At 60.3% G+C, this 24503-nt stretch carries 21 protein-coding genes; 16 read left to right on the forward strand and 5 right to left on the reverse strand.

Annotated features, from left to right (window positions below; translation table 11 throughout):
- Positions 1-170 precede the first annotated feature (170 nt).
- Both cysK and IK083_00230 read right to left on the reverse strand, forming a co-directional pair.
- On the reverse strand, positions 171-1103 hold the full coding sequence (gene cysK, locus IK083_00225) for a cysteine synthase A (GenBank protein MBR4747983.1): 933 nt from the start codon (positions 1101-1103) through the stop codon (positions 171-173).
- 14 nt (positions 1104-1117) lie between these two features.
- On the reverse strand, positions 1118-2401 hold the full coding sequence (locus tag IK083_00230) for an O-acetylhomoserine aminocarboxypropyltransferase/cysteine synthase (GenBank protein MBR4747984.1): 1284 nt from the start codon (positions 2399-2401) through the stop codon (positions 1118-1120).
- Positions 2402-3084: 683 nt separating this feature from the next.
- On the opposite strand from IK083_00230, the gene IK083_00235 reads away from it, so the two are divergent.
- The 7 genes from IK083_00235 (at position 3085) to IK083_00265 (ending at position 8663) form a co-directional block, all read left to right on the forward strand.
- On the forward strand, positions 3085-3483 hold the full coding sequence (locus IK083_00235; protein ID MBR4747985.1) for an Rrf2 family transcriptional regulator: 399 nt from the start codon (positions 3085-3087) through the stop codon (positions 3481-3483).
- Positions 3484-3592: 109 nt separating this feature from the next.
- Positions 3593-4066 (forward strand): flavin reductase, encoded by a 474-nt coding sequence (locus IK083_00240; GenBank protein ID MBR4747986.1) that lies wholly within the window; start codon positions 3593-3595, stop codon positions 4064-4066.
- Positions 4067-4070: 4 nt separating this feature from the next.
- Positions 4071-4958 (forward strand): glucose-1-phosphate thymidylyltransferase RfbA, encoded by an 888-nt coding sequence (gene rfbA / locus IK083_00245; protein ID MBR4747987.1) that lies wholly within the window; start codon positions 4071-4073, stop codon positions 4956-4958.
- Positions 4955-5524: a dTDP-4-dehydrorhamnose 3,5-epimerase gene (gene rfbC, locus IK083_00250; GenBank protein MBR4747988.1), complete on the forward strand. Its 570-nt coding sequence runs from the start codon at positions 4955-4957 to the stop codon at positions 5522-5524. Before rfbA ends, rfbC begins: the two co-directional genes overlap by 4 nt.
- A complete protein-coding gene (gene rfbD, locus IK083_00255) occupies positions 5521-6441 on the forward strand; it encodes a dTDP-4-dehydrorhamnose reductase (GenBank protein ID MBR4747989.1) in 921 nt (306 codons plus the stop codon). Before rfbC ends, rfbD begins: the two co-directional genes overlap by 4 nt.
- Positions 6434-7483: a dTDP-glucose 4,6-dehydratase gene (gene rfbB, locus IK083_00260; GenBank protein ID MBR4747990.1), complete on the forward strand. Its 1050-nt coding sequence runs from the start codon at positions 6434-6436 to the stop codon at positions 7481-7483. The genes rfbD and rfbB overlap by 8 nt, the downstream gene beginning before the upstream one ends.
- A gap of 10 nt (positions 7484-7493) precedes the next feature.
- Positions 7494-8663 carry a nucleotidyltransferase family protein gene (locus tag IK083_00265; GenBank protein MBR4747991.1) on the forward strand — a complete coding sequence of 390 codons (1170 nt, stop codon included), beginning with the start codon at positions 7494-7496 and terminating at the stop codon, positions 8661-8663.
- A gap of 1 nt (position 8664) precedes the next feature.
- On the opposite strand, the gene IK083_00270 is transcribed toward IK083_00265, so the two are convergent.
- The 3 genes from IK083_00270 to IK083_00280 form a co-directional block, all read right to left on the reverse strand.
- Positions 8665-9459 (reverse strand): helix-turn-helix transcriptional regulator, encoded by a 795-nt coding sequence (locus IK083_00270; protein ID MBR4747992.1) that lies wholly within the window; start codon positions 9457-9459, stop codon positions 8665-8667.
- The gene (locus tag IK083_00275) at positions 9456-10292 is read right to left on the reverse strand and encodes a glycerophosphodiester phosphodiesterase family protein (protein MBR4747993.1); all 837 of its coding nucleotides are present in this window, start codon (positions 10290-10292) and stop codon (positions 9456-9458) included. The genes IK083_00270 and IK083_00275 overlap by 4 nt, the downstream gene beginning before the upstream one ends.
- Before the next feature lie 482 nt (positions 10293-10774).
- Positions 10775-13357, reverse strand: coding sequence for an NPCBM/NEW2 domain-containing protein (locus IK083_00280; GenBank protein ID MBR4747994.1), 2583 nt, complete (start codon positions 13355-13357; stop codon positions 10775-10777).
- Positions 13358-13637: 280 nt separating this feature from the next.
- Here IK083_00280 and IK083_00285 point away from each other — a divergent pair, with 280 nt between their 5' ends.
- The 9 genes from IK083_00285 to IK083_00325 all read left to right on the forward strand — a co-directional run bounded on the left by IK083_00285 (position 13638) and on the right by IK083_00325 (position 24483).
- The gene (locus IK083_00285; GenBank protein MBR4747995.1) at positions 13638-16415 is read left to right on the forward strand and encodes a hypothetical protein; all 2778 of its coding nucleotides are present in this window, start codon (positions 13638-13640) and stop codon (positions 16413-16415) included.
- Positions 16416-16677: 262 nt separating this feature from the next.
- A complete protein-coding gene (locus IK083_00290; protein ID MBR4747996.1) occupies positions 16678-17706 on the forward strand; it encodes a hypothetical protein in 1029 nt (342 codons plus the stop codon).
- 12 nt (positions 17707-17718) lie between these two features.
- Positions 17719-18663: a hypothetical protein gene (locus tag IK083_00295; GenBank protein MBR4747997.1), complete on the forward strand. Its 945-nt coding sequence runs from the start codon at positions 17719-17721 to the stop codon at positions 18661-18663.
- A gap of 6 nt (positions 18664-18669) precedes the next feature.
- Positions 18670-19578: a hypothetical protein gene (locus IK083_00300; protein ID MBR4747998.1), complete on the forward strand. Its 909-nt coding sequence runs from the start codon at positions 18670-18672 to the stop codon at positions 19576-19578.
- A 1-nt stretch (position 19579) separates the two neighbouring features.
- The gene (locus tag IK083_00305) at positions 19580-20503 is read left to right on the forward strand and encodes a hypothetical protein (GenBank protein ID MBR4747999.1); all 924 of its coding nucleotides are present in this window, start codon (positions 19580-19582) and stop codon (positions 20501-20503) included.
- Positions 20503-21447 (forward strand): hypothetical protein, encoded by a 945-nt coding sequence (locus IK083_00310; GenBank protein ID MBR4748000.1) that lies wholly within the window; start codon positions 20503-20505, stop codon positions 21445-21447. The genes IK083_00305 and IK083_00310 overlap by 1 nt, the downstream gene beginning before the upstream one ends.
- A gap of 66 nt (positions 21448-21513) precedes the next feature.
- Positions 21514-22365: a hypothetical protein gene (locus tag IK083_00315; GenBank protein ID MBR4748001.1), complete on the forward strand. Its 852-nt coding sequence runs from the start codon at positions 21514-21516 to the stop codon at positions 22363-22365.
- Positions 22362-23120, forward strand: coding sequence for a hypothetical protein (locus IK083_00320; GenBank protein MBR4748002.1), 759 nt, complete (start codon positions 22362-22364; stop codon positions 23118-23120). Before IK083_00315 ends, IK083_00320 begins: the two co-directional genes overlap by 4 nt.
- A gap of 13 nt (positions 23121-23133) precedes the next feature.
- The gene (locus tag IK083_00325) at positions 23134-24483 is read left to right on the forward strand and encodes an ADP-ribosylglycohydrolase family protein (GenBank protein ID MBR4748003.1); all 1350 of its coding nucleotides are present in this window, start codon (positions 23134-23136) and stop codon (positions 24481-24483) included.
- Positions 24484-24503: the final 20 nt, after the last annotated feature.

Below are 24503 nucleotides of genomic sequence, written 5' to 3' on the forward strand. Positions count from 1 at the left end.
CCGTGTATATAAATCGTTCCGGCCCGGTGGGCCGGGACCGGCGTCGTCATGCTGATACATAGATTATAGCATTTTCCTCCGCCGCATGTAAAGCGGAGGAGGACAAGGCGCATAATTACAAGGGCCGGCCGGCGCTATTGCGCCGGCCGGCGTTGGTCGTGTGTTGTTTTTTACTCCGTGAAGAGGGCGGTGGAGTAGTAGCGGTCGCCGCTGTCGGGCAGCAGGGCCACTATGACCTTGCCCTTGTTCTCGGGGCGCTTGGCCAGCGCGATGGCGCCGGACAGGGCCGCTCCGGAGGAGATGCCCACGGAGATGCCTTCGGTCTTTGCCAGCAGCTTGGCCGCCTCAAAGGCTTCGGCGTTGGAGGCCTTATAGACCTCGTCATACACCTTGGTGTTCAGGGTGTCCGGCACAAAGCCGGCGCCGATGCCCTGTATCTTGTGGCTGCCCGATCTGCCTTCGGAGAGCACGGGGGAGTCCTCGGGCTCCAGAGCCACTACCTTCACGGCGGGGTTCTGTTCCTTGAGATACTCGCCGGCGCCGGACACAGTGCCGCCGGTGCCTACGCCCGCTATGAATATATCCACCTTGCCGTCCGTGTCCTTCCAGATCTCGGGGCCTGTGGTTGCCTTGTGGATGGCCGGGTTGGCCGGGTTCACAAACTGTCCGGGGATAAAGGAGCCGGGGGTCTCCTTAGCCAGCTCTTCCGCCTTGGCGATGGCGCCCTTCATGCCCTTGGCGCCTTCGGTGAGCACCAGCTCGGCTCCGTAGGCCTTCAGGATGTTGCGCCGCTCCACGCTCATGGTCTCGGGCATGGTGAGGATGATCCTGTAGCCCTTGGCCGCCGCTATGGAGGCCAGGCCTATTCCCGTGTTGCCGCTGGTGGGCTCGATGATCACCGATCCGGGCTTCAGCTGCCCCTTCTCTTCCGCGTCTTCGATCATCGCCTTGGCGATGCGGTCCTTGACGCTGCCGGCCGGGTTGAAGTATTCCAGCTTCAGGAGCAGAGTCGCCTGCAGGTCCAGCTTCTTTTCAATATTCACCGCCTCCACGAGAGGGGTGTTGCCTATGAGTCCAAGCGTTCCTTTGTATATTTTTGCCATTTGGGTTTCCTTCCTTATTTGATCGCCGCAAAGCCCTTTTCCAGGTCGGCGATGATGTCGTCTATGTGCTCGGTGCCTATGGAAAGGCGTATGGTGCCCTGACCTATGCCCTGGTCAGCCAGCTCTTCTTCGGTGAGCTGGGAATGGGTGGTGGAGGCCGGGTGGATCACCAGGCTCTTCACGTCCGCCACGTTGGCCAGCAGACTGAATATCTCCAGGTTGTCTATGAACTTCCAGGCAGCCTCCCTGCCGCCCTTGATGTCAAAGGTGAATATGGAGGCGCCGCCCCGGGGGAAGTATTTCTCATACAGAGCGTGGTCGGGATGCTCCGGCAGAGAAGGATGGTTCACCTTTTCCACCAAAGGATGGCCGGCCAGATATTCCACCACTTTGGCGGCGTTTTCGGCGTGGCGGTCCAGCCTCAGGGAAAGGGTCTCCACGCCCTGCAGCAGCAGAAAAGCGTTGAAGGGCGAAATGGTGGCGCCGGTGTCCCGGAGAAGGATGGCCCGGATGTAGGTGACAAAGGCCGCAGGGCCCACAGCCTCATAGAAGGATACGCCGTGATAGCTGGGGTTGGGGGCCGCTATATTGGGGTATTTGCCGCTTTTGCTCCAGTCAAACCTGCCCGATTCCACGATGATGCCGCCCAGAGTGGTGCCGTGGCCGCCTATGAACTTGGTGGCGGAATGGACCACCACGTCCGCTCCGTGCTCGATGGGCCTGATAAGGTAGGGGGTGCCGAAGGTGTTGTCTATCACCGAGGGTATGCCGTGGCTGTGGGCTATCTCGGATACCTTGTCTATATCGGGAATGTCGCTGTTGGGGTTGCCCAGTGTCTCCATAAATATGGCTCTGGTATCGGGCTCGATGGCCTTTTCCACCTGGTCAAGGTCGTGGATGTCCACGAAGGTGGTTCTGATGCCGTACTGTGGCAGGGTGTGGGCCAGCAGATTGTAGGTGCCGCCGTAAATGGTCTTCTGGGCCACTATATGCCCGCCGTTGGCCGCCAGCGCCTGAATGGTGTAGGTGATGGCCGCCGCGCCGGAAGCCAGCGCCAGCGCCGCGCTGCCGCCCTCCAGAGCCGCCAGCCTCTTTTCCAGCACGTCCTGAGTGGAATTGGTGAGCCGGCCGTAGATGTTGCCCGCGTCCGCCAGACCAAAACGGTCTGCCGCGTGCTTGCTGTTGTGGAACACATAAGAAGTGGTCTGATAAATGGGTACCGCCCTCGCGTCGGTGGCGGGGTCTGCCTGCTCCTGTCCCACGTGGAGCTGCAGGGTCTCAAACTTGTATTTGCTCATAGTGTCGATCTCCTTGAAAATGTGACTGCAAATAATGAAAAATCCTGTAAGCCCGGGGAAAACAATGGATGGTGTATCCCCGTCCGATTTTAATTATACCACTATCTGCCTACTGTGTCAATAGGTAATTAAACTTTTTTTGAGACGTTTTTTTTACTCCGCCGTCATCCCAACGCCCAAACGAAGTGAGGGCGTTGGAGATCTGTGGGGGGACCGACGGCCAAAGGCCGTTGGGGGGGCCACGCCGGCGGAGAATTAGTCCCGTTCAGACACAACGTCACTTCGGCGGTGAGGGCAACTCTTGCCCTCATCGGTAAGAAGTCCCCTTCAAACGAAACGCGAGCCCGGGCCGCGGACCGGCCCAACGGGACAGAGTGAAACGCTCACTTGGTCATTTTGTCAGGACCATGGACCGGCCCCTCCCCATTTGCATATATGCCGTCGGTGTCCCCGGAAGCACTTCGGTACCCCGCTTATATGGCCCCTTCCACCAGCCCGCTCCCGCAAGCGGGAGTAAGGAACGGGCTGGCGGACCCTCCATAGATCCCTTACCCCAAATCGCGTAATGCTGTGGCATTACACATATGCGATTTCCGCCGGGATGACGCGGGGTTTGGGGGAGGCGGCTTGAATTTCCTACTTACCTTGCGGTATAATAGGTAATGGATGTGCGGAGGCAACATATGATATCTACAAAAGGACGCTATGCTCTGCGGGTCATGCTGGACCTGGCCGAAAACGGAGCGGAGGGCTTCACTCCCCTGAAGGACATTGCCGACAGGCAGGAGATCAGCAAAAAGTATCTGGAGATCATAGTCAAGGAGCTGGTGCAGGGCAAGATGCTGCTGGCGGTCAGCGGCAAGGGCGGCGGCTACAAACTGGCCCGACGGCCGGAGGAATATTCCCTGGGCGAGATACTGGAGCTCATGGAGGGGACCCTGTCTCCGGTGGCCTGCCTGGCGGACAAGGACTACCGGTGCGACCGCAGAGCCGGCTGCAAGACCCTGCCCTTGTGGACGGAATACGACCGTATGACCCGCGATTTCTTTTACGGCAGGACCCTGGCGGATCTGATGAAATGACGTGGCCGCTCCCGCGTTTTTTCACCTGCTTCTCCTAAGTATGGTATAATGTTATATAGATAAAGAAGCGTCCGGACTATCGCTTCTGCCCGGACGGGAGGAATGACTTATGAAGCTTGACACAGATATATTTTCACTGTTTGACCAAAAATGGGCGCTGCTCTGCTCCGGCACCGCAGCAGACCACAACGCCATGACCGTCAGCTGGGGCGGGCTGGGCACCCTGTGGGGCAAGCCTGCCGCCACCGTGTACGTGCGGCATTCCCGCCACACCTACGGATATATGAATACCCACGATCTGTTTACCCTGAGCTTTTTCCCCGAGGACTGCCGCCGGGCCCTGGAGGTCATGGGCAGCGTGTCCGGCAGGGACACGGACAAGGACGCGGCCGCCGGCCTGACGCCGAAGCCCCTGGAGGGCTGCGTGGCTTATGAGGAAGCGGAGCTGGTCCTGGTGTGCCGGGTCATGATGAGTCAGGACATGGATCCCGACGCCATCCCCGAAGACGCCCTGCAGTTCTATCCCGACAAGGACTGGCACCGTATCTATATAGGCGAAGTCGTGGATATCATACGAAAATAGCGATATGAAAGGCATCATTCTGGCCGGCGGCGCCGGCAGCAGGCTCTATCCTCTCACTCTGGTGACCAGCAAGCAGCTGCTGCCCGTGTATGACAAGCCCATGATCTACTACCCCCTGTCCACCCTGATGCTGGCCGGGATAAGGGACATCCTGATCATATCCACTCCCGCGGATTTGCCCAATTTCCGGCGGCTCCTGGGAGACGGCTCCGGTCTCGGCATCAGGCTGTCCTACAAGGAGCAGCCCTCCCCCGACGGCCTGGCTCAGGCCTTTATACTGGGCGAGGAGTTCATAGGCGGCGAAGCCTGCGCCATGATACTGGGCGACAACATCTTTTACGGCAACGGCCTGGGCAGCCTGCTGAGGGAAGCGGGACGGACTGCCGCGGAGCAGCATCTCGCCACCGTGTTCGGCTATTACGTCCACGACCCTGAGAGGTTCGGGGTGGTGGAGTTCGACTCGGACTGGAAGGCCGTGTCCATAGAGGAAAAGCCGGCCAGCCCCCGGTCCGGCTATGCCGTCACGGGCGTGTATTTTTATCCGGCGGGGGTCAGCGATATGGCAAAGGCCGTCAGGCCCTCCGCCCGGGGAGAGCTGGAGATCACCACTCTCAACGAGATGTATCTCAGGGAGGGCAGGCTCATGGTCCGTCTGCTGGGCCGGGGCTTTGCCTGGCTGGACACCGGCACCTTTGAAAGCCTCGCCCGAGCCTCTGCCTTTGTGGAAATGGTGGAAAACCAGCAGGGGATCACCATCTCCGCTCCGGAGGAGATAGCCTACGTAAACGGTTGGACGGACTCGCAGACGCTGCTGCAGGCTGCCGAAAGATACGCCAATTCGCCCTACGGACAGCACCTGGCCAGAGTCGCCAAAGGAGATATCAAGTATTGACCACCCACAGCGGCAACTTCACCTTTCACACCACCTCCCTTGAAGGAGTGTATATCATAGACGTCAAGGCCTTCGGCGACCGCCGGGGATACTTTATGGAGACCTACAGGGAGTCCGATTTTGACGCGGCCGGCCTCAGATACCGCTTTGTGCAGGACAACCAGTCCTCCAGCTCAAAAGGGGTGCTGAGAGGGCTGCATTTTCAGAAGACCCATCCTCAGGCCAAGCTGGTGCGGGTGCTGGCGGGCGAGGTGTTTGACGTGGCCGTGGATCTGCGCAGAGGCAGCCCCACCTACGGACAGTGGACGGGAGTCCTGCTGTCCGGGGACAACCGGCGGCTCTTTATGGTGCCCCGGGGCTTTGCCCACGGCTTTCAGGTGGTGTCGGACTATGCGGAATTCGCGTATAAATGCGATGATATATACCATCCCGAGGACGAGGGAGGCATCAGGTGGAACGACCCGGATATAGGCGTCAGGTGGCCTCTGCCGGACGAGGTGATACTCAGCGACAAGGACCGGGTCTGCCCCTTCTTCGCGGACAGCAGGCCGGAGTTTGACTTATGAAGGTGTTGGTGACGGGGGTCAACGGCCAGCTGGGCCACGACCTGATGAACCTGCTTGCCGCGGAGGGAGTCTGCGCTCTCGGCGCGGATATCACCCCGGCCTACGGCGGCATAGCCGACGGCTCCGCCGTCACCGGCATGCCTTATGAGCCTCTTGATATCACCGACAGAGACGCGGTCATGAGAGTCACGGAGGCCTTCGGGCCGGACCGGGTGGTCCACTGCGCTGCCTGGACCCGGGTGGATGACGCCGAAGAACACGCCGAGGCCTGCCGCCGGGTCAACGCCTTCGGCACCCGTTACGTCGCCGAGGCCTGCCGGGCCGCCGGAGCCGTCATGATCTACGTATCCACGGACTACGTGTTCGGCGGCGGAGGTGAGGCCCCCCGGGACCCCGACTCCTCTGCTTTTGCCCCGCTGAACGTTTACGGGGAGACCAAGCTGGAAGGGGAGCGGGCCGTCAGGGAGTTGGTCACAAATTACTACATAGTGCGCACCTCCTGGGTGTTCGGTCTCAGCGGAGCCAACTTTGTCAGGACCATGCTGCGTCTGGGCAGGACCCGGCAGGAGCTGCAGGTGGTCTGCGACCAGATCGGCTCCCCCACCTACTCCCGGGATCTGGCGGTCTTGCTGACGGAGATGCTCCGGAGCGACAGATACGGCGTCTATCACGCTGCCAACTCCGGAGGCTATATTAGCTGGTATGACTTTGCCCGGGAGATCCTTGCGCAGGCGGGATCGGAGGCGAGGGTCCTGCCCGTGACCACTTCCGAATACGGCGCCGCCCGGGCGGCCCGGCCGGCAAACAGCCGGATGGACACCTCCAAGCTGCAGAAAAACGGCTTTCGGCCGCTGCCACACTGGAAGGACGCTCTCGGGCGGTATTTGAAAGAGCTGAAGGACTGCTGCCATGAATAACACGATACTGGTCACCGGCGGAGCCGGCTTTATCGGCTCCAACTTTATCTACATGCTGCTGAAGGAACGGCCTGATGCGCAGATTGTGTGCGTGGACTCTCTCACCTACGCCGCCAATATCCACACCCTTTCCGAAGCCCTGCGGGACCCCCGTGTCAGATTTGCGCGGGAGGACATCCGGAACAGAGAGGGGATATACAGGCTCTTCGAAGAGACAAGGCCCCGGGCGGTGGTCAATTTTGCCGCCGAGTCCCACGTGGACCGCAGTATAGAGGATCCGTCCCTGTTCCTGGAGACCAACGTGCTGGGGACGGCGGTGCTGATGGACGCCTGTCTGAGATACGGGGCGGAACGGTTTCATCAGGTGGGCACCGACGAGGTCTATGGTGACCTGCCTCTGGACAGGCCGGACCTCCTCTTCACGGAGCAGACGCCCCTGCGCGCCTCCTCGCCCTATTCCGTTTCCAAGGCATCGGCGGACCTGCTGGTCATGGCATATCACCGCACCTACGGTCTGCCCGTTACCATTTCCCGTTGCTCCAACAACTACGGGCCCTACCAGTTTCCCGAAAAACTTATTCCGCTGATGATCAACAACGCCCTTCACGACAGGCCGCTGCCCGTCTATGGCAGAGGCGTCAACGTGAGAGACTGGCTCTACGTCCGGGACCACTGCCTGGGCATACTGGCCGCGCTGGAAAAAGGCAGAGTCGGCCAGGTTTACAACCTGGGCGGCCACAACGAGAAGTCCAACATAGAGATAGTGCGGCTGATACTGGCGGCTCTGGGCAAGCCCGAGAGCCTCATCACCTTTGTCACGGACCGCAAGGGCCACGATCTCAGATACGCCATAGACCCCTCCAAGGCCGCCGCGGAGCTGGGCTGGCAGCCCTCCGTCCCCTTTGAAGAGGGCATAGGCATGACGGTTGGATGGTATCTGGAGCATATGGACTGGCTGGAGGAATGTACCGGCGGGGAATACGTCAGGTATTACGATCAGATGTACGGAGACCGGGACGCCGAGCCCGGGACTCTCCGGTGAGGACGGGTATATGAAAGGCGCCGACGAACTCGCAGCCGGCAACGCCGGGCTGCTGCTGTCCCTGATAAGGCTTGTCCTGACCGGGGAGGCCGGCGACGGTCTCGGGGAGGTCACCGAGGAGCAGGCGCAGGCCGCGCTGGGGCTGGCCCGCCGCCAGTCCCTGGAGGCCATGGCCGCCGAAGGGCTGCTGCGGGTCGGGAAATGGCCGGAGGAGCTGCAGAAACAGCTGAAAAACGTCTGCTACAGGCAGCTCCTTTACAGCGAGCTGCAGGCCGAAGAACGGCGCAAGGTTTACGCCCTGCTGGAAGAAGCCGGAGCGGAATACGTGCCCCTCAAGGGCGACATCATAGCGTCACTGTATCCCGAGCCCTATATGCGCCGGAGCAGCGACGTGGATATACTGATACGCGAAGAAAAGCTCGGGGAAGTGGGGGAGCGGCTGAAACAGGCCGGCTTCAAACTGGCGGTGGTGTCGGGCCACGACCATCACTACGTTTCCGACAGGCTGTCCCTGGAGCTTCACTATCAGCTGGAGGGCAGCGGCCTGTTTACCGACGCGCCCAGCATACTGGACAGGGTGTGGGACTACGTGATCCCTGCTCCGGACTCTCTGCGGCGGGATATGACCGGCGCCTTTTGTTATTTTTACACCACTGCCCATATAGTCAGACATTTTCTGCTGACGGGGGGCTGCGGCCTGCGCAGCGTCATAGACCTGTGGCTTTTGCGCCGGAGCACCGAGTCCGAGGCGGAGCAGCGGGACGGCTTTTTGCGGCAGCACGGGCTGAAGACCTTTTCCGACGAGATATGCGGCCTGGGGGAAGACCTATTCGGCAACAGCGGCCGCGACCCGGACCCGGGGCTGCTGGAGGTGGTGTTCGGAGGCACCGTTTTCCGGTCGGACGAGGGGCAGGAGCTGGGCAACATAGCCCGGCAGGACGGCAGGCTGAGGCACGTGGTCAGGATCGTCTTTCCGCCTCTTGCCATCCTGGAAAACACCTATCCGGTGATGAGGGGGCGGCCCTGGATGTATCCCGGGATCGTGGTGTACAGGCTGTTCAAGGGCGTGTGGTTTGCCAGAAGGAATATAGACCGCATGTCCGCCATCACCGGGGCGGACCGGGAGGAAGTGCAAAAACGCCGGGCCGTCCTGCAGCAGCTGGACCTGCTGAAAAAGTAGGCTATCTGAAGCGTTTTTTGTATTCGGAGGGGGAGATGCCCTCCCTGCGCTTGAAAAAGGCGGAAAAATAGCCCGGATCGGAAAAATTCATCTCATTGGAGGTTTCCGTCACGTTCAGACCCTGCTCCAGCAGGGTCTTGGCATATCCCAGCCTCAGGGCGCAAAAGTATTCTATGGGGCTCATGCCCGCGTATTTGTGAAATATGTTGCGTATGGCGGTGGCGCACCTGTGGGATACAGACTCCATCTCCTCTGTGGTGATCCCCTTGCACACGTTTTGCTCCATGTAGTGCACCAGCTCGGAAAAGGTCTGGGCCTCCGCCGACAGAGGCTTGGGCTCGGCCACGGCGGACTCCTTTTGCATCATCATGAGCAGCAGGCTCTCCAGCAGAGACTTCAGGAGGGTCAGGTCCAGAGGTGTGTGGCTGTGCTTCAGGATCTCCTTTTCCAGCAGCTCCAGCAGGCGCCGCTCCTTGTCCCCCACCGAAAACCGTCCTCCCCTCAGATGCTTGGTCAGACCCTCGCCCTCAAAGGATATGGTCATGATGGTGACGCTGCCCTGCTCTGCGTTCAGACCGTGGAGCAGGTGAGGGCTGTGGAGCAGCAGGGCGCCCTTTGACGCCCGGTAAACCCCGGAGCCCGTGGTGAAGATGCAGTCGCCGCTGAGCACGTAGCCCAGCTCCCACATGGGATGGGTCTCTCCCATGAACACGAACCGGTTGTAGGTCCTGATAAAGGCTGTGTGGACGGAACGGATCGCTATCTCGGGCGCGATCTCCCTTTTTTCGAATATCATGTTCTGAAACGGCGTCCCGTGTCTTCCAGAAAACGGACGAGAGCCAGGGTGCGGTCCGTCTGGATGATGTCAAAGCCCCGGTCCGCCAGCCAGCCCCAGGCGTATTCGGGACCCAGGGTGCAGGCGCTGTCGTCGGAATGGCCCGCCGCCAGCTGGACCTTGTAGTTGTAGATCAGGGAGTTGACCCACACCAGCCTGCCGTCCCGGTGCAGCCTTTCCACGTAGGCGGGACTGCCGGTCTCGCTGTCCTCGGAGGTAAAGCACACCTCGGCGCCCACGTAGTTCATGCGCCGTCCCAGAAGATGCTCGTGGATACCCTCGTCCCTGTTGCCCAGTATGGGCAGATAGGCGATGTCCGGAGCGTATTCCTCCATCATGTCAAACAGGTCCGCCCTCGGCGCGGACTTGACCACGATCCGGTCCTGCATCCCCCGGTCCTTGATGCACCGGGCGATGGCCTTGGGGTTGTCGATGAATTTGTCCACGTTGATAAAGCACCGGTGGCCGAAACGGGTCAGCACCTCGTCAAAGGTACACAGCCCGAACTGGGTGGGGTCGCGGTCATAATTCACGTAGCGCAGAGCCCGTATCTCCTCGTCCTGCAGCTCCCTGATGCTGCCCTCAAAGCCCAGATGGGCCCGCTCCATGCCGGGGTGCAGTATCCACAGAGTGCCCTCGGCGCTGTAGTTCAGGTCTACCTCTATCATATCGGCGCCGTGGCCGGCCGCGGCCTCGTAGCTGGCTATGGTGTTGGGAGGGACGTTGCCTGCGGCTTCGCCCCGGTGGGCGGCTATGATGATTTGTTTTTTGGCGTATTCGGTAATGCCGGTCATGTGAGTCCTGCCTTTGTGGTGATGCTGCTATAAGTATAGACCAAAAAGCGCTGCCTGTCAAGGGGCAAAGCCCATGTGTCATCCCGGCAGGGTCCATGGCCGGGAGCTCTCACGTCATTCCGGCGGTCGGCAGAAAAAAGTGCATCGGCGGGCGCCGCGCGCCCGCCGATGAAAGTATTGTAACGTCCCCGCGCTTCATTGCCTCCCGGGCCGTGACCGGGGCTCGCGGTTCCACTACAGGGGATCTCTTACCGCCTCCTGCGGAGGCGCCGGGATGACGTTGTATTTGAACGGGACAGTGAACGCTCCCTTCTCCGCCGCGTGGCCCCCCCAACGGCTTTCAGCCGTCGGTGCCCCCACAGATCTCCAACGCCCTCACTTCGTTTGGGCGCCGGGATGACGGCGGGTTGAGGCTCGCGGCGTTTTGTCCGGGATGCCGATAGAAGCTGCCGGCGCGCTCATCCCTCAGGGATGACGGCGGGTCACTTGATCCGGGCGTATTCTATCAGCAGGCTTCCCGGCTTGTCGGCTATCACCACGTTCAGGCTTGCCAGCTCCTTGCCCGACACCTCTCTGGTCTCCTTCAGGTCGTAGGTCTCGTAGAGGCTGATGCGGTAGCGGGCGTTCTCGTCGATGGCCCTGAAGGGCACGTCTATGCCGCTCCAGGGGCATTCCTCTCTCCTGAACACCACGGCGTAGCCGTCCTCTTCGTCGGGCCTGTGATACTGCCAGGCGCATATGGAGGAGGCTGTGTTGTCCACGTTAAAGAGGGAGTAAAAGTCTCCCAGGTGGTATTTGCGCAGGCGTTTGCACTCCTGCAGGCCCTTTTCCAGCTCCGCCCTGGGGTAATCCTCCGGACGGGTGTCGCCGCAGAAGGAGATGCCCGTGTTGAAGCCGCTGCGCAGGGAATAGGGCGTCACGGCCAGGGTCCCGCCGGTGCTCCAGGGGATATAGTGGTTCAGGTTGCTGGTGATCAGCTGGTTCAGGCGGGCGGACTTCAGGTCGTCGTTCTGCACCCACACGTTGCTGTCGCTGCGCCACAGGGTGATGGAGCGGCTCATGAGCTCCAGCTCCAGCCGGGTGCCGCCGCCGCAGCAGTTGTCTATGAGAAGACCGGGGCGCTCTTTGCGCAGATCGTCCCAGAAATTATACAGGGCTCTTACGAACATGTCCTCGGCGATACCCTGTCTGTCTGGGGCGGTCTCGCCCGTATAGGTCAGCAGGGCGCCGAGATCCGTGCCCGAGTCGGTGCGGAAGATGCTCACGTCCCATTCCTTGAAGCAGGCGAGGAGAAAACGCTTCATATAGTCATAGGCCTCCGGGTTCACCAGAGCGAAGCTGCCGCCGCCCGGCTTGCCATCCGCGGTCATGACCCATTCGGGGTGCTCTTCGGCCAGGAAGGTGCCCGCCACCACGTTTTCGGGAGCGAACCACATGCACACCTTTTTGCCGTAGGCGGTGATGAGATTCGTCAGAGGCTTCATGCCGTGGGGGAACCTCACCGGGTCCGGCAGGTCGCTGATGGGGAAATGATAGTTGCCCATGCCCGCGGGGAAGGCGTTGCGGTGATACCAGGCGTCGAACCAGCTGACCTCAAAGCTCATGTCCCTGAAGGATTTGATGTAGGCCCGGTCTATATCCTCGGTGGTGCTCACCGCCTCCTTGCCGGAGGTGGAGTAGGCCAGAGGGATATAGGCCGGCTGTCCGTCCAGCTTGGGTATGATGTGCCGAATCATGGCCTGACGGAAGCAGTTGAAGCCCTCCTGCAGGCCCGTCCCCTCGTAAAATACAGACAGGGCTCTGGCGCTGCGCAGGGTCTCGCCGGGCTTGAGATATGTATTTACGTTGCTTCTGCCGGCTGTGATAAAGAGCTCCTTGCCCTTTCGCGAAAAATCCGCTTCCCAGGTGCCGGACCAGCCCAGAGCGCACACCACGCCGCCGGTGGGCCACTTGACCGCGAAATAAGGCGAATAGTCTCCGCCGCAAGCGGACAGGCTGCCGTGTCGTATCTCTATGGGCTTGTCCTCCTGCAGAAATTCGGGCTTCATCTTGAACTCGTCCCAGTTGAACCTGACGCAGCCGATGGAGCCGGCGGTGGTGAGGACTATGATGTCGTTTTTGTCATTGGGGCCGCTGTCCGGGGCAAACATGAGCCCCGTGGGGAGGGCGTTTTTGCCCGCGGGAGCCTCTTCGGGGTTGTTGACACGGATGTCAAGAGTCCGCAGGTCGGATATGACGGGAGTATTTGCCTGCCCCTTGTTCTCAAAATACACGGTCCAGTCCAGGGCTTGCTGGTCTTCGTATATCCTGACCTCCGCCCTGACCGCAAGGCCTGTGTCCGGGTCGGTGTAAAGGTAGGTCTTTTCCGTGACGCCGTCCTCTGCCTTTCTCTCGCTTTTTTCAAACTGCCACAGCGGCAGAAATACGTCGGAGGACACGCCGCCGTATTTGAAGCTGAAGGGATAGCGGGTCTCCACGCTGGAGCCGCCTGCCAGAACGTCCAGATAATACTTTTTGCCGGAGGCGCCTGTGACGTAAGCCTCCGCCCAGTCCCACTGGTCGCAGGTGGGGCCGTCCTCCGCGTTGTCCAGAGCCAGCTCTATGGACTCCGCCCCGTCAAAGGCCAGGTCTATATCCAGCACCGAGTTGTCACCTTTTACCGCTCCCTCGGTCTGCCACACCGTCTTGCCGTCAGCGTATATATATGCCCGCACCGAGGCGGGAGTGCCGAACATCTGGCTGTCTATGCCCGCCTTGCTCCGAAAGGCCTTGATGGGCTCGTCCAGAGTGATCTTCAGCCGGCCGGGGGCGTGGGTGCCTATGCCCCGGTCGAATTCCCTGCCGCCCAGGCATATGGGCTGGTTGGTCTCGTGGACGCAGCGGTTTATTTTGGTGGTCTTGCCGGGCTCAAACTCCTGCAGGATCTCAAAGTATTTGTTGCCCTCTTCTTTGGGCGCTTTCTCTCCGCCGAAGGCGCTGTCGGCAAACGCCGAAAGGTTTACGGCAAATACGGGCATTGCCCACAGCATTATTGCCAATACAGCCGCCAATATAACAAGTTTCACGATACGCTCCTTTTGTAATAAAACATAGATCACAGTAATATTATAGCACAGCAACCCGCGGGGGCGGCTTTTCCGCCCTGTATTTTTCTGCTCTGCTGCCGGAGCGAAAGCCGGTTTGCCGGCCTGTTGGCTGAAGGGCGCCTGTATTGTCCGGCGTATGACATATGCCTGCGGGACGGGCAGGCCGTATGTGACAGACGCTCTGACTGTGTTATAATATAAATACACTATACTATGAAAAGCGAGGTGGTCTGTGATGCGGGCGCTTTTACTTGCGGCAATGATAATACTTGCGGCGCAGGCTTTGTGGAGCGGAGAGATCGAAGACAGAGTGGCGGCTTCCTGCTGGGGAGGCTGGGGAGACGGAGGGACGATCTCCGTGGAGGAATTCGACGGCCGCCGGTGTATTCACCTGACGTGGCAGGACGCACCTGTCAGCGAAATGAGCTTCTGGGCCCTTTCCAGAGGGGTGGACGCGAGAGATCTTGCGGGCCTGTCCTATGACCTGTACGTCAAGAGCCTGGAGCCGGGGAGCAGCGTGGGGGTGTTCGTCAGCGAAAAGGACGGCGACAGGTGGCTCCGGGTCCACGGAGACGACACTTCCAAGGGGGAATGGCTTAAGCTGGACCTTCCTTTGGACAAGCTGTCCTTTTGGGGGCTGGGGCCAAACACTCCCGATCCCTCAGAGATCGTTTCCGTTCATCTGGAGCCCTCCGGCAAGGCCTGCGAGATATATCTGGCCGACGTGACCCTCAGGCAGGCGGACGGCAAAGAAATACGCCTGCTGGACCCGGACAGCATACCCCTGAATTATCAAAAGCCCCTCAGGAGGCGGCTGCCCAACGCTCTTCCCTTTGAAAACAGGGCCTTTATCGCCGCCGACCCCCGCAGCTGGGGCAACGGCAGCGACACCTCCCTGGTCCGGGCGCTCGCCAAGCTGTTTCCCCGGGCGGGGATAAGCAGCGGCGGGACCGTCACCGATGAGACCGGCGCCCTCTCGGACAGCCTGCGGAGGCTGGGCATCCCCTTTATGGCGGAGACTCAGGACGCCCACGATTTCGGCGCCGAGCTCACCCTCCGGCAGGCCTGGGGAGTGCGTTTTGACGGAGCCTCCAACAACCTGACCCCCGGGGCCTACGACACGGGGCACACCGCCTGTCTCAACCATCCCGAGTATCTGGCCATGCAGAAGCGGCGGGTAAAGGCCGCCGCCGAGGCCGGCGTGAAGGCTCTTGTGTGGATAGACTATATCACGCCTTATTTCGGGGGCAGGTGGGGCTACGCCGAGGCGGATACAGCGGCCTACCGCCGGGCCCTCGCCGAAAAGGACGGGGGCCTGGATATAATAGCGGACGGCAAGAAGAAAAACATATCCTTTTGGGATTATTACGAGGACTACACCGGCTTCAGGCCCTCTCCGGAGGACGCGGGCTTTGGGTCCTGGGAGGAATACGCCCCTCCCGCCGAGCCGGAAAGGGTGTTTGAGATGGGGGACCGGGAGCGCCTGAGGCACAGCCTGTTCCTCACTCTGTGCCATTACGCCTGGCTGAAGCTTCTTAACGATACCGGCAGCTATTATGCGTCCCTCAACGGAGGCCGGCTGTGGCTCATACCCAACCCCGAGGACGTGTATGACGGGGCGGACTATATCTACGCCTGCCGTCTGGCGGGAGTGGGGGGCATACTGTGCGAATACTTCGGCAACCCGGGCTTTCTGGATGCCGCCTATCACAGCGGACCCTATCTGCGCCGCAACTCCGGCGAAGGGGGCGCGCTGGAGGGGCCGGTGCTGGAGACCAACGCGGGGGGCCACGGGCTGCCCTACTACGACCCCTGGGTGTCCTATATCACGGCCTGGGACCTGTATGCCGCTATGCAGGCCAACGTGACCAAAAACGATTTTCTTGAGGGCGATTCCATAGAGCCCATGCTGGACCCGGCCAACGCTTACGCCTACGCCCGTTTTGCGGATATGGCCGTGAAGCAATACGCCTTTGAGGACTACCTGCGGGACAAGCCCGTGAGGCCCGCTGCCAAAACCGCCGTCATAGGGGGCCGCAATATAAACCGGCTCCGCCCCTCCCTGTTTCACTCCCTTGACAGCCGGGAGGGGAGCCCCGCCGCAGTTCTGCACTCCCTGGGCTATGCCTATGACCTGCTGGACGAATCGGTCTTTGCCCCCTGGGACGATTATGCGGTGATGTTTGCGGGAGTATGGGACATGAACCGGCAGGCGGGCAGGCGGCTGGCAGAGTGGGTGAAGAAAGGCAACACCCTGGTCCTGAGCGGCGCCCAGCCCTACGCCGTGGCTGACGGGGTGCATTTTTCGCCCTTTGTGGCCGCCGATAACCACCGGGTGGACGATATGTCCCTGGGCCAAAGGTTCGGCATAGGGCCCTTCAAGGCCCGGGCTCCCGGCTCCGGGACCGTGACCCTGTCCCGGGGAGCCTTCCGGGAAGCGATACCCGCCGGCTCCCGGCTGTTTGCCGTCCCCGATACTGTAATGGCCGTGGAGGGGGACGTCCTTCTCGAGGCCGACGGCATACCTCTCGTCACTCAAAGAGCTCTGGGCAAGGGCAGGGTGATATATATAGGCTATAAGGCGGGGGAGCCTGCCAACGCGGACCTCGACAGGCAAGTATTTTACGCTCTGGCCCGGGAGCTGGGCGCGGAACACAGGTGTATCACCGACGGGGCTTCCTGCCACGTGTACGGGATCGGGGGCGGCATGGCGGCGGCCCTGTGGAACTCGGACCGGCTGGCCAATTATGAATTCATATACGATTCCAACCGCAGCCAGCAGCTGACCATAGACAGCCCGTCCTCCTGCTCGGCCCGGGTGTTTGTGCCCGACGGGGAATATCTCATATATTACGTGCACGCCGGCAAGACCGAAAAGGCCCGGGGCAGCAGCGTATTGCTTCAGACTTCCGATACCTGCGAGCTGTGCTATATCCTGCCGGATACGCCGGAGTCGGAGGCCCTGATAGAGGCTATGAGGCGCTCTCCCCTGCGGACCGTGGCGGAGGGCAGGAGCAAAATATCGCTGCCGGAGTAAGGATGCCTCTCTTGGCTGGCTCTGCAGGGGCTTTGCCTCTGACCGGCGGCGTGATCAGTCAGGATGCTGTCAGGCAGGGCTTCGCGGAGCCCTGCCTTTTGTGTGTCCGGGCGTCACCTGCCGCAGCTCCCGGGCCGGGATATTTTTGACGATAATCTACCGGGAAACGGGCACAGGCTCCAAAAAAAGAGTATAATATTTAATAGGTGTGCCCTGCGCACCCGTCTGCCTGCAGGCAGACGGCTCGGAGAAAGGTGGCTGTATGTATCTTGGTATTGCGCTGGTGGCGCTGGCCGGCATCATGTCGGGCAGCGGCGTCTGGCCTCTGAAGGCGGTAAAGGTATTCAACTTTGATCAGATATACTTCTTTGCCCCTCTGTTTTCGTTTCTCATAATCCCGTGGACGGTGGCGTTCATATTTTGTCCCGACATACTGGAAATAGTCCGGCAGATACCCCGGGAGAGGATGCTGCTGTTCTCGGTGCTGGCAGTGTTTTACACGGTGGGCTGTTATATGGGCTGGTACACCGCGGCCCGGCTGGGAGTGGGCATTGCCTACGGCATCAATTCCTGCTTTGCCAATATCACCGGGGTCATGATCCCCATTCTCTTCAAGGGCACGGGCCAATTTGCCAAGTCGCCGGATTTTCTCACCCTGCCTTCCAATCTGGTCATGCTGTCCGTGGCCGGGATGTGTACCGCCATCATGCTGATACAGAACGCGTCCATGGTGAAGTCCGCCTGCGAAAAGGACGACAGCATTTCCCGGGGCCGGCGCAACTTTTACGTGTTCTGCGGCTTTCTCAACGGCCTGTTGGGCAACTTTGCCACCTTTGTGCTGGTTTACGGCGGCAGCGAGGTCATCACTCTGCTGACGGATGCGGGCCAGAGCGTGTTTGTGGCCAATATCATAGTATGGGGCATAGTGTTTCCCATGGTGCCCGTCACCGGCATGCTGATCACCGGCGTCAGGATGACAGTCCACCGGGAGTGGGGCAGGATAGCCCGGGCTCCCATTGAGATACTCTACGTGTTTCTGGCGGGCGTCCAGACCTCCGTGTGTCTGGGGGTTTACGCCACGGGAGTCATCCTGCTGGGCAGCTTTGGCGGCAGCGTGGGAGCGGGCTTTTCCACCTCGTTTCAGATCATTGCCAGCCAGCTGCTGGGGGTCCTGTCCGGCGAGTGGAAGCATGCCGGTCCCAAGGCTATACGCACCATGGTAGTCGCTCTGGTCATCGTGTTCATATCCATCATACTGCTGTCGGCAGGCAATTTTCTTGCACAAAATTAGTATGGAGTCAATATGTTTGTCAATCCCTATGAAAACACGGCGGGCATAAAGCCCCTGAAGTCCAACTTTCACATCCACGCGGGCACCGGCCCCGGCACTTGCGGCGCCTATGAGATAGAGCCCGTGATAGAGGCCTACCGCGACTGCGGCTACGGCGCTCTGTGCATCTCGAACCACAATCTCCTGACGGCCCCCGCGCCCTACAGGGAAAAATACGGCATAGTCCTCCTGCAGGGCTACGAATACACCACCAGAGAGCACCTGCTGTGTCTGGGCTCCCCGGCCTTTACGCCTATCCCGGAGGACGTGATATTCCGCCCGGGCAGCGAAGGGCTGGAGGAGGGGCCCCGGGGTCTCGTCCACCGCAAGAGAAACGTGGAGAATCTGCAGCTGGCCATAGACGACTGCCGCAAGGCCGGGGGCTACAGCATCATCTGCCACCCCGACTGCCACGTGTGGGGGGTCTCCCGGGACGTCATAGACGCCGTCAGCGGCTACGACGCCATAGAGATACTCAACGGGCGCAACACTTCCGACACCTACGACCATATCCTGAGCAAGGGCCTGCTGAAATGGTGCACCGGCTCCGACGACTTTCACCGCTGGTGGCACCTGTCCCACTGCTGGAACGTGATATACGCCGAGCCCACGGAGGCGGGCGTGCTGGAGGCCATGCGCAAGGGCGCCATGTACGTGTCCAAGGGCCTCACCCTGCAGAGGCTGGAGCTCACAGACGGCCGTATCCGCGTAAAGGCCATGGGAGGCGACGGCTTTGAGGGAGACTTTGAATACAAATTCATAGGCAAGGACGGCGCCGTGCTGAAGGTCACCTGCGACACCGAGGCTTCCTACAAGCTGAAGGGCAATGAAGCCTACGTGCGGCTGGACGTCACCAGCCCCGAGGGCTGGAAGCTCATCACCCAGCCTGTATATGACGATGCTTTTTTCAAGGAGTAGAGAACAATGTACGTAAATCCTTACAAAGACTGTTTTGACACGAAGCCCCTGAAGTGCACCTTCCACACCCACGCGGGCACCGGCCCCGGCACCTGCGGCGCCTATGAGATAGACGACGTGCTGCCCCTCTACAAGGAGCTGGGCTACGACTCGTTGTGCCTGTCCAACCACAACCTCTACACAGACCCCGCCGAATACGAGAAGAAGCACGACATCCTCTTGTTCCCCGGCTACGAATACACCAAATGGGAGCATATGGTGTGTCTGGGGACAGACAAGGTCATGGTCCCCCATCCGGAGACCTACGCCCCCCTCGAAGACCCGGTGACCCCCTATCAGGCTGCCATAGACGGCTGCAACGCCGACGGGGGCTTCCCCATAGTCTGCCATCCCAACTGGCCGGTGGAATGGGCCGTCTCCCGGGAGTTCCTGGACCGGGTCCGCCGCTTCCGCGCCATAGAGGCCCACAACGGCTCCTGCGGCTCCAACGCCTGGGACCACGTGCTGTCACAGGGCCGCCTCATCTGGGGCGTGGGCTCCGACGACTTTCACCGCTGGTGGCATCTGGCCCTTGCGTGGAACATGGTGTATGCCGACAGAGACAAGCCCTCCATCATGGAGGCCCTGAAAAAGGGAGCGTTTTACGCATCCACGGGCCTCGTACTGCAGAGCCTGACCCTGGACAGCGACAAGATATCCATAGAGGTCATCAACCCCAACAACTACAGAGACGAGTTCAACTACAAGTTCTTCGGCGCGGACGGCAGGCTGCTGAAGGAGGTCAACGAGGAGACCGCCACCTACCGCCTGAAGGGCGGCGAGAAATACGTGCGCATAGAGGTCATGAACAATGCGGGCAGGAAGCTCTACACCCAGCCCGTGTATGACGACGAGTGCCTGAAGACAGAGGAATAACATGTTTGTCAACACCCTTCAGGGCAAGCTGGACAGACCCTGCCAGCGGAGCAATTTTCACATCCACGCGGGCACCGGTCCCGGCACCTGCGGCGCCTACGCCATAGACGAGGTGATAGGCAACTACAAGGCGGTGGGCTACACCTGCCTGTGCCTGTCCAACCACAATCTGATCACGAGCCCCGACACCTTTGACAACCAGGGCCTCAACATGATACAGGGCTATGAATACACCTCCGACAAGCATCTGGTGTGTCTGGGGGCCAGGACCATGACCTTTGACCCGGCGGACACCTCCGACGAGGCGCTGCAGAAGGCGGCGGACACCTGCGTGGCCGAGGGCGGCTTTGCCATACTCTGCCACCCCCACTGGCCGGAGGAATGGCACACGAGCCGGGAGTTTCTGGACAAGACCACGGGCTTCGGAGCCATAGAGGTCTTCAACGCCGCCACCGACAGGGACGTGGGCGCCAAGGGGCGCACCGCCTGCATGAACGCTCAGGACTACCTGCTGAGCAAGGGCCGCCTCGTGTGGGGCGCCGGCTCCGACGACTTTCACCGCTGGTGGCACCTGGCCGCCGGCTGGAACATGATCTACGCCGACAACACTCCCGGGGCCGTCATAGACGCCCTCAAAAAGGGCGAGTTCTACGTGTCCAGCGGCCTGAGGCTCATGGATATGTCCATTATTGAGGACAGGCTCCACGTGGAGGTGTGCAACCCCAGCGGCTACGTGGACGAATACCGCTACAGGTTCGTGGGCAGGCACGGACGCGTGCTGAAAACCGTGGAGAGCTCCGCCGCCGACTATATGCTATGCGGAGACGAGGGCTACGTCAGGGTGGAGGTCTATTGCCCCGGAGGCAACGTGCTGCTGACCCAGCCCGTGTATGATACAGATTTTTTTAAGGAGAATAGTATATAATGTTTATCAATCCGCTTCAGGGCAAGACAGACGAAGATCCCTGTCAGAGAAGCAACTTCCACACCCACGTGGGCACCGGCAGAAATACCTGCGGCCACCACACCTTTGACGAATTGCTCCCCTGGTATCAGTATCTGGGCTACGGCTGCCTGTGCCTGTCCAACCACAACTGCGTCACCGATCTGGAGCCGCTGCGCAAGCAGTACGACATGGTGCTGATCCCCGGCTACGAATACACCTACAACATGCATATGGTGTCCCTGGGCTCCGACAGGGTGGTCCTGAAGGGCGAGATGTCCGAAGAAGAGAGCTATCAGAAGGCCATAGACAGCTGTCTCTCTGACGGCGGCGTGCCCGTCATATGCCACCCCAACTGGCCGGAGGAATGGCACGTGACCAAGGAATTCCTCAACTCCATCCACGGCTATTACGGCATGGAGATAGTCAACGCTTCCGTGGACAGAGGCCCCATCAGGAGCCGGAGCGAACGGCCCAACGGCCGCAGCAACGCCTCCAACGTGTATGACTGGACCCTGTCCAAAGAGAACCGCATTATCTGGTGCTTCGGCCACGACGATTTTCACCGCTGGTGCCATTTCGGCATAGCCTGGAACATGATCTTTGCCGACAAGGAGCAGGGAGCCATACTGGACGCCCTGAAGAAGGGCTGCTTCTACGTGTCCACCGGTCTGGTACTGGAATATCTGGACCTCACGGACGAAAGGCTCAGTATCAAGGTCCGCAACGCCGACGGTCTCTATGAAGACTACTATTACAGATTCATAGGCAAATACGGCGAGACCCTCAAGACCGTGTATGACCTGGAAGCCTCCTATCTCATCAGGGGCAACGAAGGCTACGTCAGGGTGGAGGTAGTGAATTCTGCCGGCAAGCAGCTCTACACCCAGCCCGTGTACGACAGCGAAGTTTACAAAGCTCCGTAACAAGGCGCGCACCCCGGCCGGCGGGCAGCCCGCGGCTGCCCGCAGCCGGCTCCGCATACCGATACCATGAGATTTACCGACCGTTTGCTGAGAGCTCTCCAGAATATAGACCGGCGCATACTCTATGTGCTGGTGGCGCTGATCATCTCCGTGCCTCTGGTGACCAAGCCCAACTACCATCCCGCCATAGTGTTCAGCGAGGTCTCCCGGGCATATCGGGTCCTGGACACTGTCCCAGAGGGCAAGACCGTGTTCATATCCACCATCTTCAGCGGCAGCACCGAGGCTGAAAACGGAGAGCAGACCAAGGTGATAGTCAGGCATCTGTTTCAGAAACGGCAGCCCTTCGTGATGATCAGCTGGGACCAGGCCGGCAACAGGCTGAGCTATGAGATGACCTCCCGGATAGCCGACGAAATGGGCATGAAATACGGGACGGACTGGCTCCACCTGGGCTACAGGATCCCCAATCTGCAGACCATGCTCCGGGGCTTCGGGCAGGATTTTCGGGGCACCTTCAAGACCGACTTTCACGGCGACAGTCTGGACAAGACCCCTCTGGGGGCCCGGCTCAAAAACGCCGGGGATTTCGGAGCCGTGGTGGAGATCACCCCCTCCGCCACTCTGGAGAGCTGGATCGCCTATTTCTGCGAGCCCTACCACGTGCCGCTGGTATATTGTCCCGCGGCGGTGCTGGCCGCCTCCGCCTATCCCTTTTTGGACACGGGACAGGTGGCCGGCATGCTCAACGGAGTGGTGGGGGCGGCCCAGTATGAGACCCTGCTGGGCAGGACGGACAAGCCTACCAGCGCCGGCGCCATGAGCCTCAGCCTGTCTCTGGCCCACCTGGTGATACTGGCGTTCATACTGCTGGGCAACCTGGCCTATTGGCTGGAAAAAAGGAGAAGGTCACGATGACTTTTCTGCAACACCATTCGCCCCTCATCATAGTGTGGCTGGGAGCGCTGGCCACCTTTGCGGTGTACAGCATACTCTTTTCGGACAACAGGTTCTACCGATTTTTTGAGCACGTGTTTCTGGGCGCCGCCGCCGGGCTGGGCGTCTATATAGTCTGGTCTCAGGTCCTGAAGCCTATGTGGTGGGACAAGATGGTGCTGGAGGGCCTGTGGTACTGGGTGTTCGCTCTGGTGCTGGGCAGCATGTTTTACTTTACCTATTCCCAAAAGCACGTGTGGATATCCAGGCTGATATTCGGCCTGTTCATGGGCATGGCCGCAGGCGGCCTGTTCAGGGAGTTTGCCGAGATCTATATGCCCCAGATAGTCAAGTCCATGAAGCCGGTGGCCGGCTTGGGTATGACCGTGTGGGACACCCTGAACGTGCTGGTGTTTTATCTGCTGCTCTTTACCTGCATGGCCTACTTTTTCTTCAGCTTTGACACCAAAAACAAATTCCTGTCCCGGTCGGCGGCCTGGGGCAGATGGTTCCTGATGATAGGCTTCGGAGCCATATTCGGCGCCACGGTCATGGGCAGGATGACCCTGTTTATAGGCCGCTTCAACTTTTTGGTCAACGAGTGGCTGCCCGCCGTGGGAGAGACCTGGCATTATACCGCCGGCAAGATCCTCATACTGCTGGGGATGGGGCTCGTGATAGGACTGATGATACGGGCCATCAACAACAAAAGACGAGAGCAAAATACGGAAGAATAATACGAGGACAAATATGAAAAAAACCTGGATGCAAAAAAACGTGTGGGCCTACATAGACTGCGGAGACATCGCGGTGGAGAGGCTCCAATGCATTGACGAGGGCAAGGATATATCCTCTCTCACGGGCGAATTTGACCGGCTGGAAAAGGCCGATATGTTTTCTCCCGAGGCCCAGCAGGCCGCGGTCGAGCTGCTGGACAAGAGCGCCGCTCTTCCCTGCGCCGACCCGGAGCTGCAGGAGCCTTCCGACCTCAAAGAGATACAGCTGTTGGCCAAAGGCGCGCCCGATATGGCCGTGCCCGAAGGGGAAGCCCTCTCGGACAAGTTTTGCGGAGCCTGGCTGGGCCGCATAGCCGGCTGCACCTTCGGCAAGCCCTTTGAGGGCCGCCGGAAGTGGATGGTGTCGAAGTATCTCAGGGAGACCGGCAACTATCCTCCCACCCACTACATCAGCTACAGAGGCGTGGACCCCGAGCTCATCAAGGAGTGCGGCATCCCCGACTGGACCGACCGGATATGCCACGAGCATATGGAAAACGCCATACCCGACGACGACCTCAACTATCCGGTGGTGAACCTGGTGTGCTTCAAAAACCACGGCAAGGACTTTACCCCCGAGGACGTGGCTTCCACCTGGCTGGGCTATCTGCCCTTCGGCGCGGTGTGCACCGCGGAAAGGGTGGCCTACAAGAATCTGTGCAGCATGGTGGAGCCTCCCGTCAGCGCCTCCTACAGAAACCCCTACAGAGAGTGGATAGGGGCTCAGATACGGGCCGACCTCTGGGGCTGGGTGTCTCCCGGCAAGCCCGGGCAGGCCGCCGAATACGCCTGGCGGGACGCCTGCATAAGCCACGTGAAAAACGGCATCTACGGCGAGATGTGGGCGGCGGCCATGATGGCGGCGGCCTTCGGCTCGGACGACGTGAAGGAGGTCATCCGCACGGGCCTCGGGGTGATACCCGAGAAGTGCCGCCTGGCGAGAGCCGTGGAGAATATGATCGCCCTGTATGACAGCGGCATCTCCTATGAGGAGGCGGCGGACAGCATAGCCTCCCGCTGGAACGAAAACCACGGGCACCACTGGTGCCACACCATCTCCAACGCGGAGATAGTGACTGCCGCCCTCCTGTGGGGCGAAAAAGACTTCTCCAGGACTGTGTTCTACAGCGTGTTCCCGGGCTTTGACACCGACTGCAACGGGGCCACGGCGGGCAGCGTGCTGGGTATTATGCTGGGGGGCAAGGCCATTCCCGAGAGCTGGACCGGACCTGTGCACGACACTCTGGAGACCTCCATCGCCGGCTACAACATAGTAAAAGTCAGCGAGATGGCTGCTCTGACAGAAGAATTGAGCAAACAATAAGAGTGATGCGGGACCGCCTG

It is taken from the genome of Abditibacteriota bacterium (genome assembly GCA_017552965.1).
GTDB lineage: Bacteria > Armatimonadota > UBA5829 > UBA5829 > UBA5829 > RGIG7931.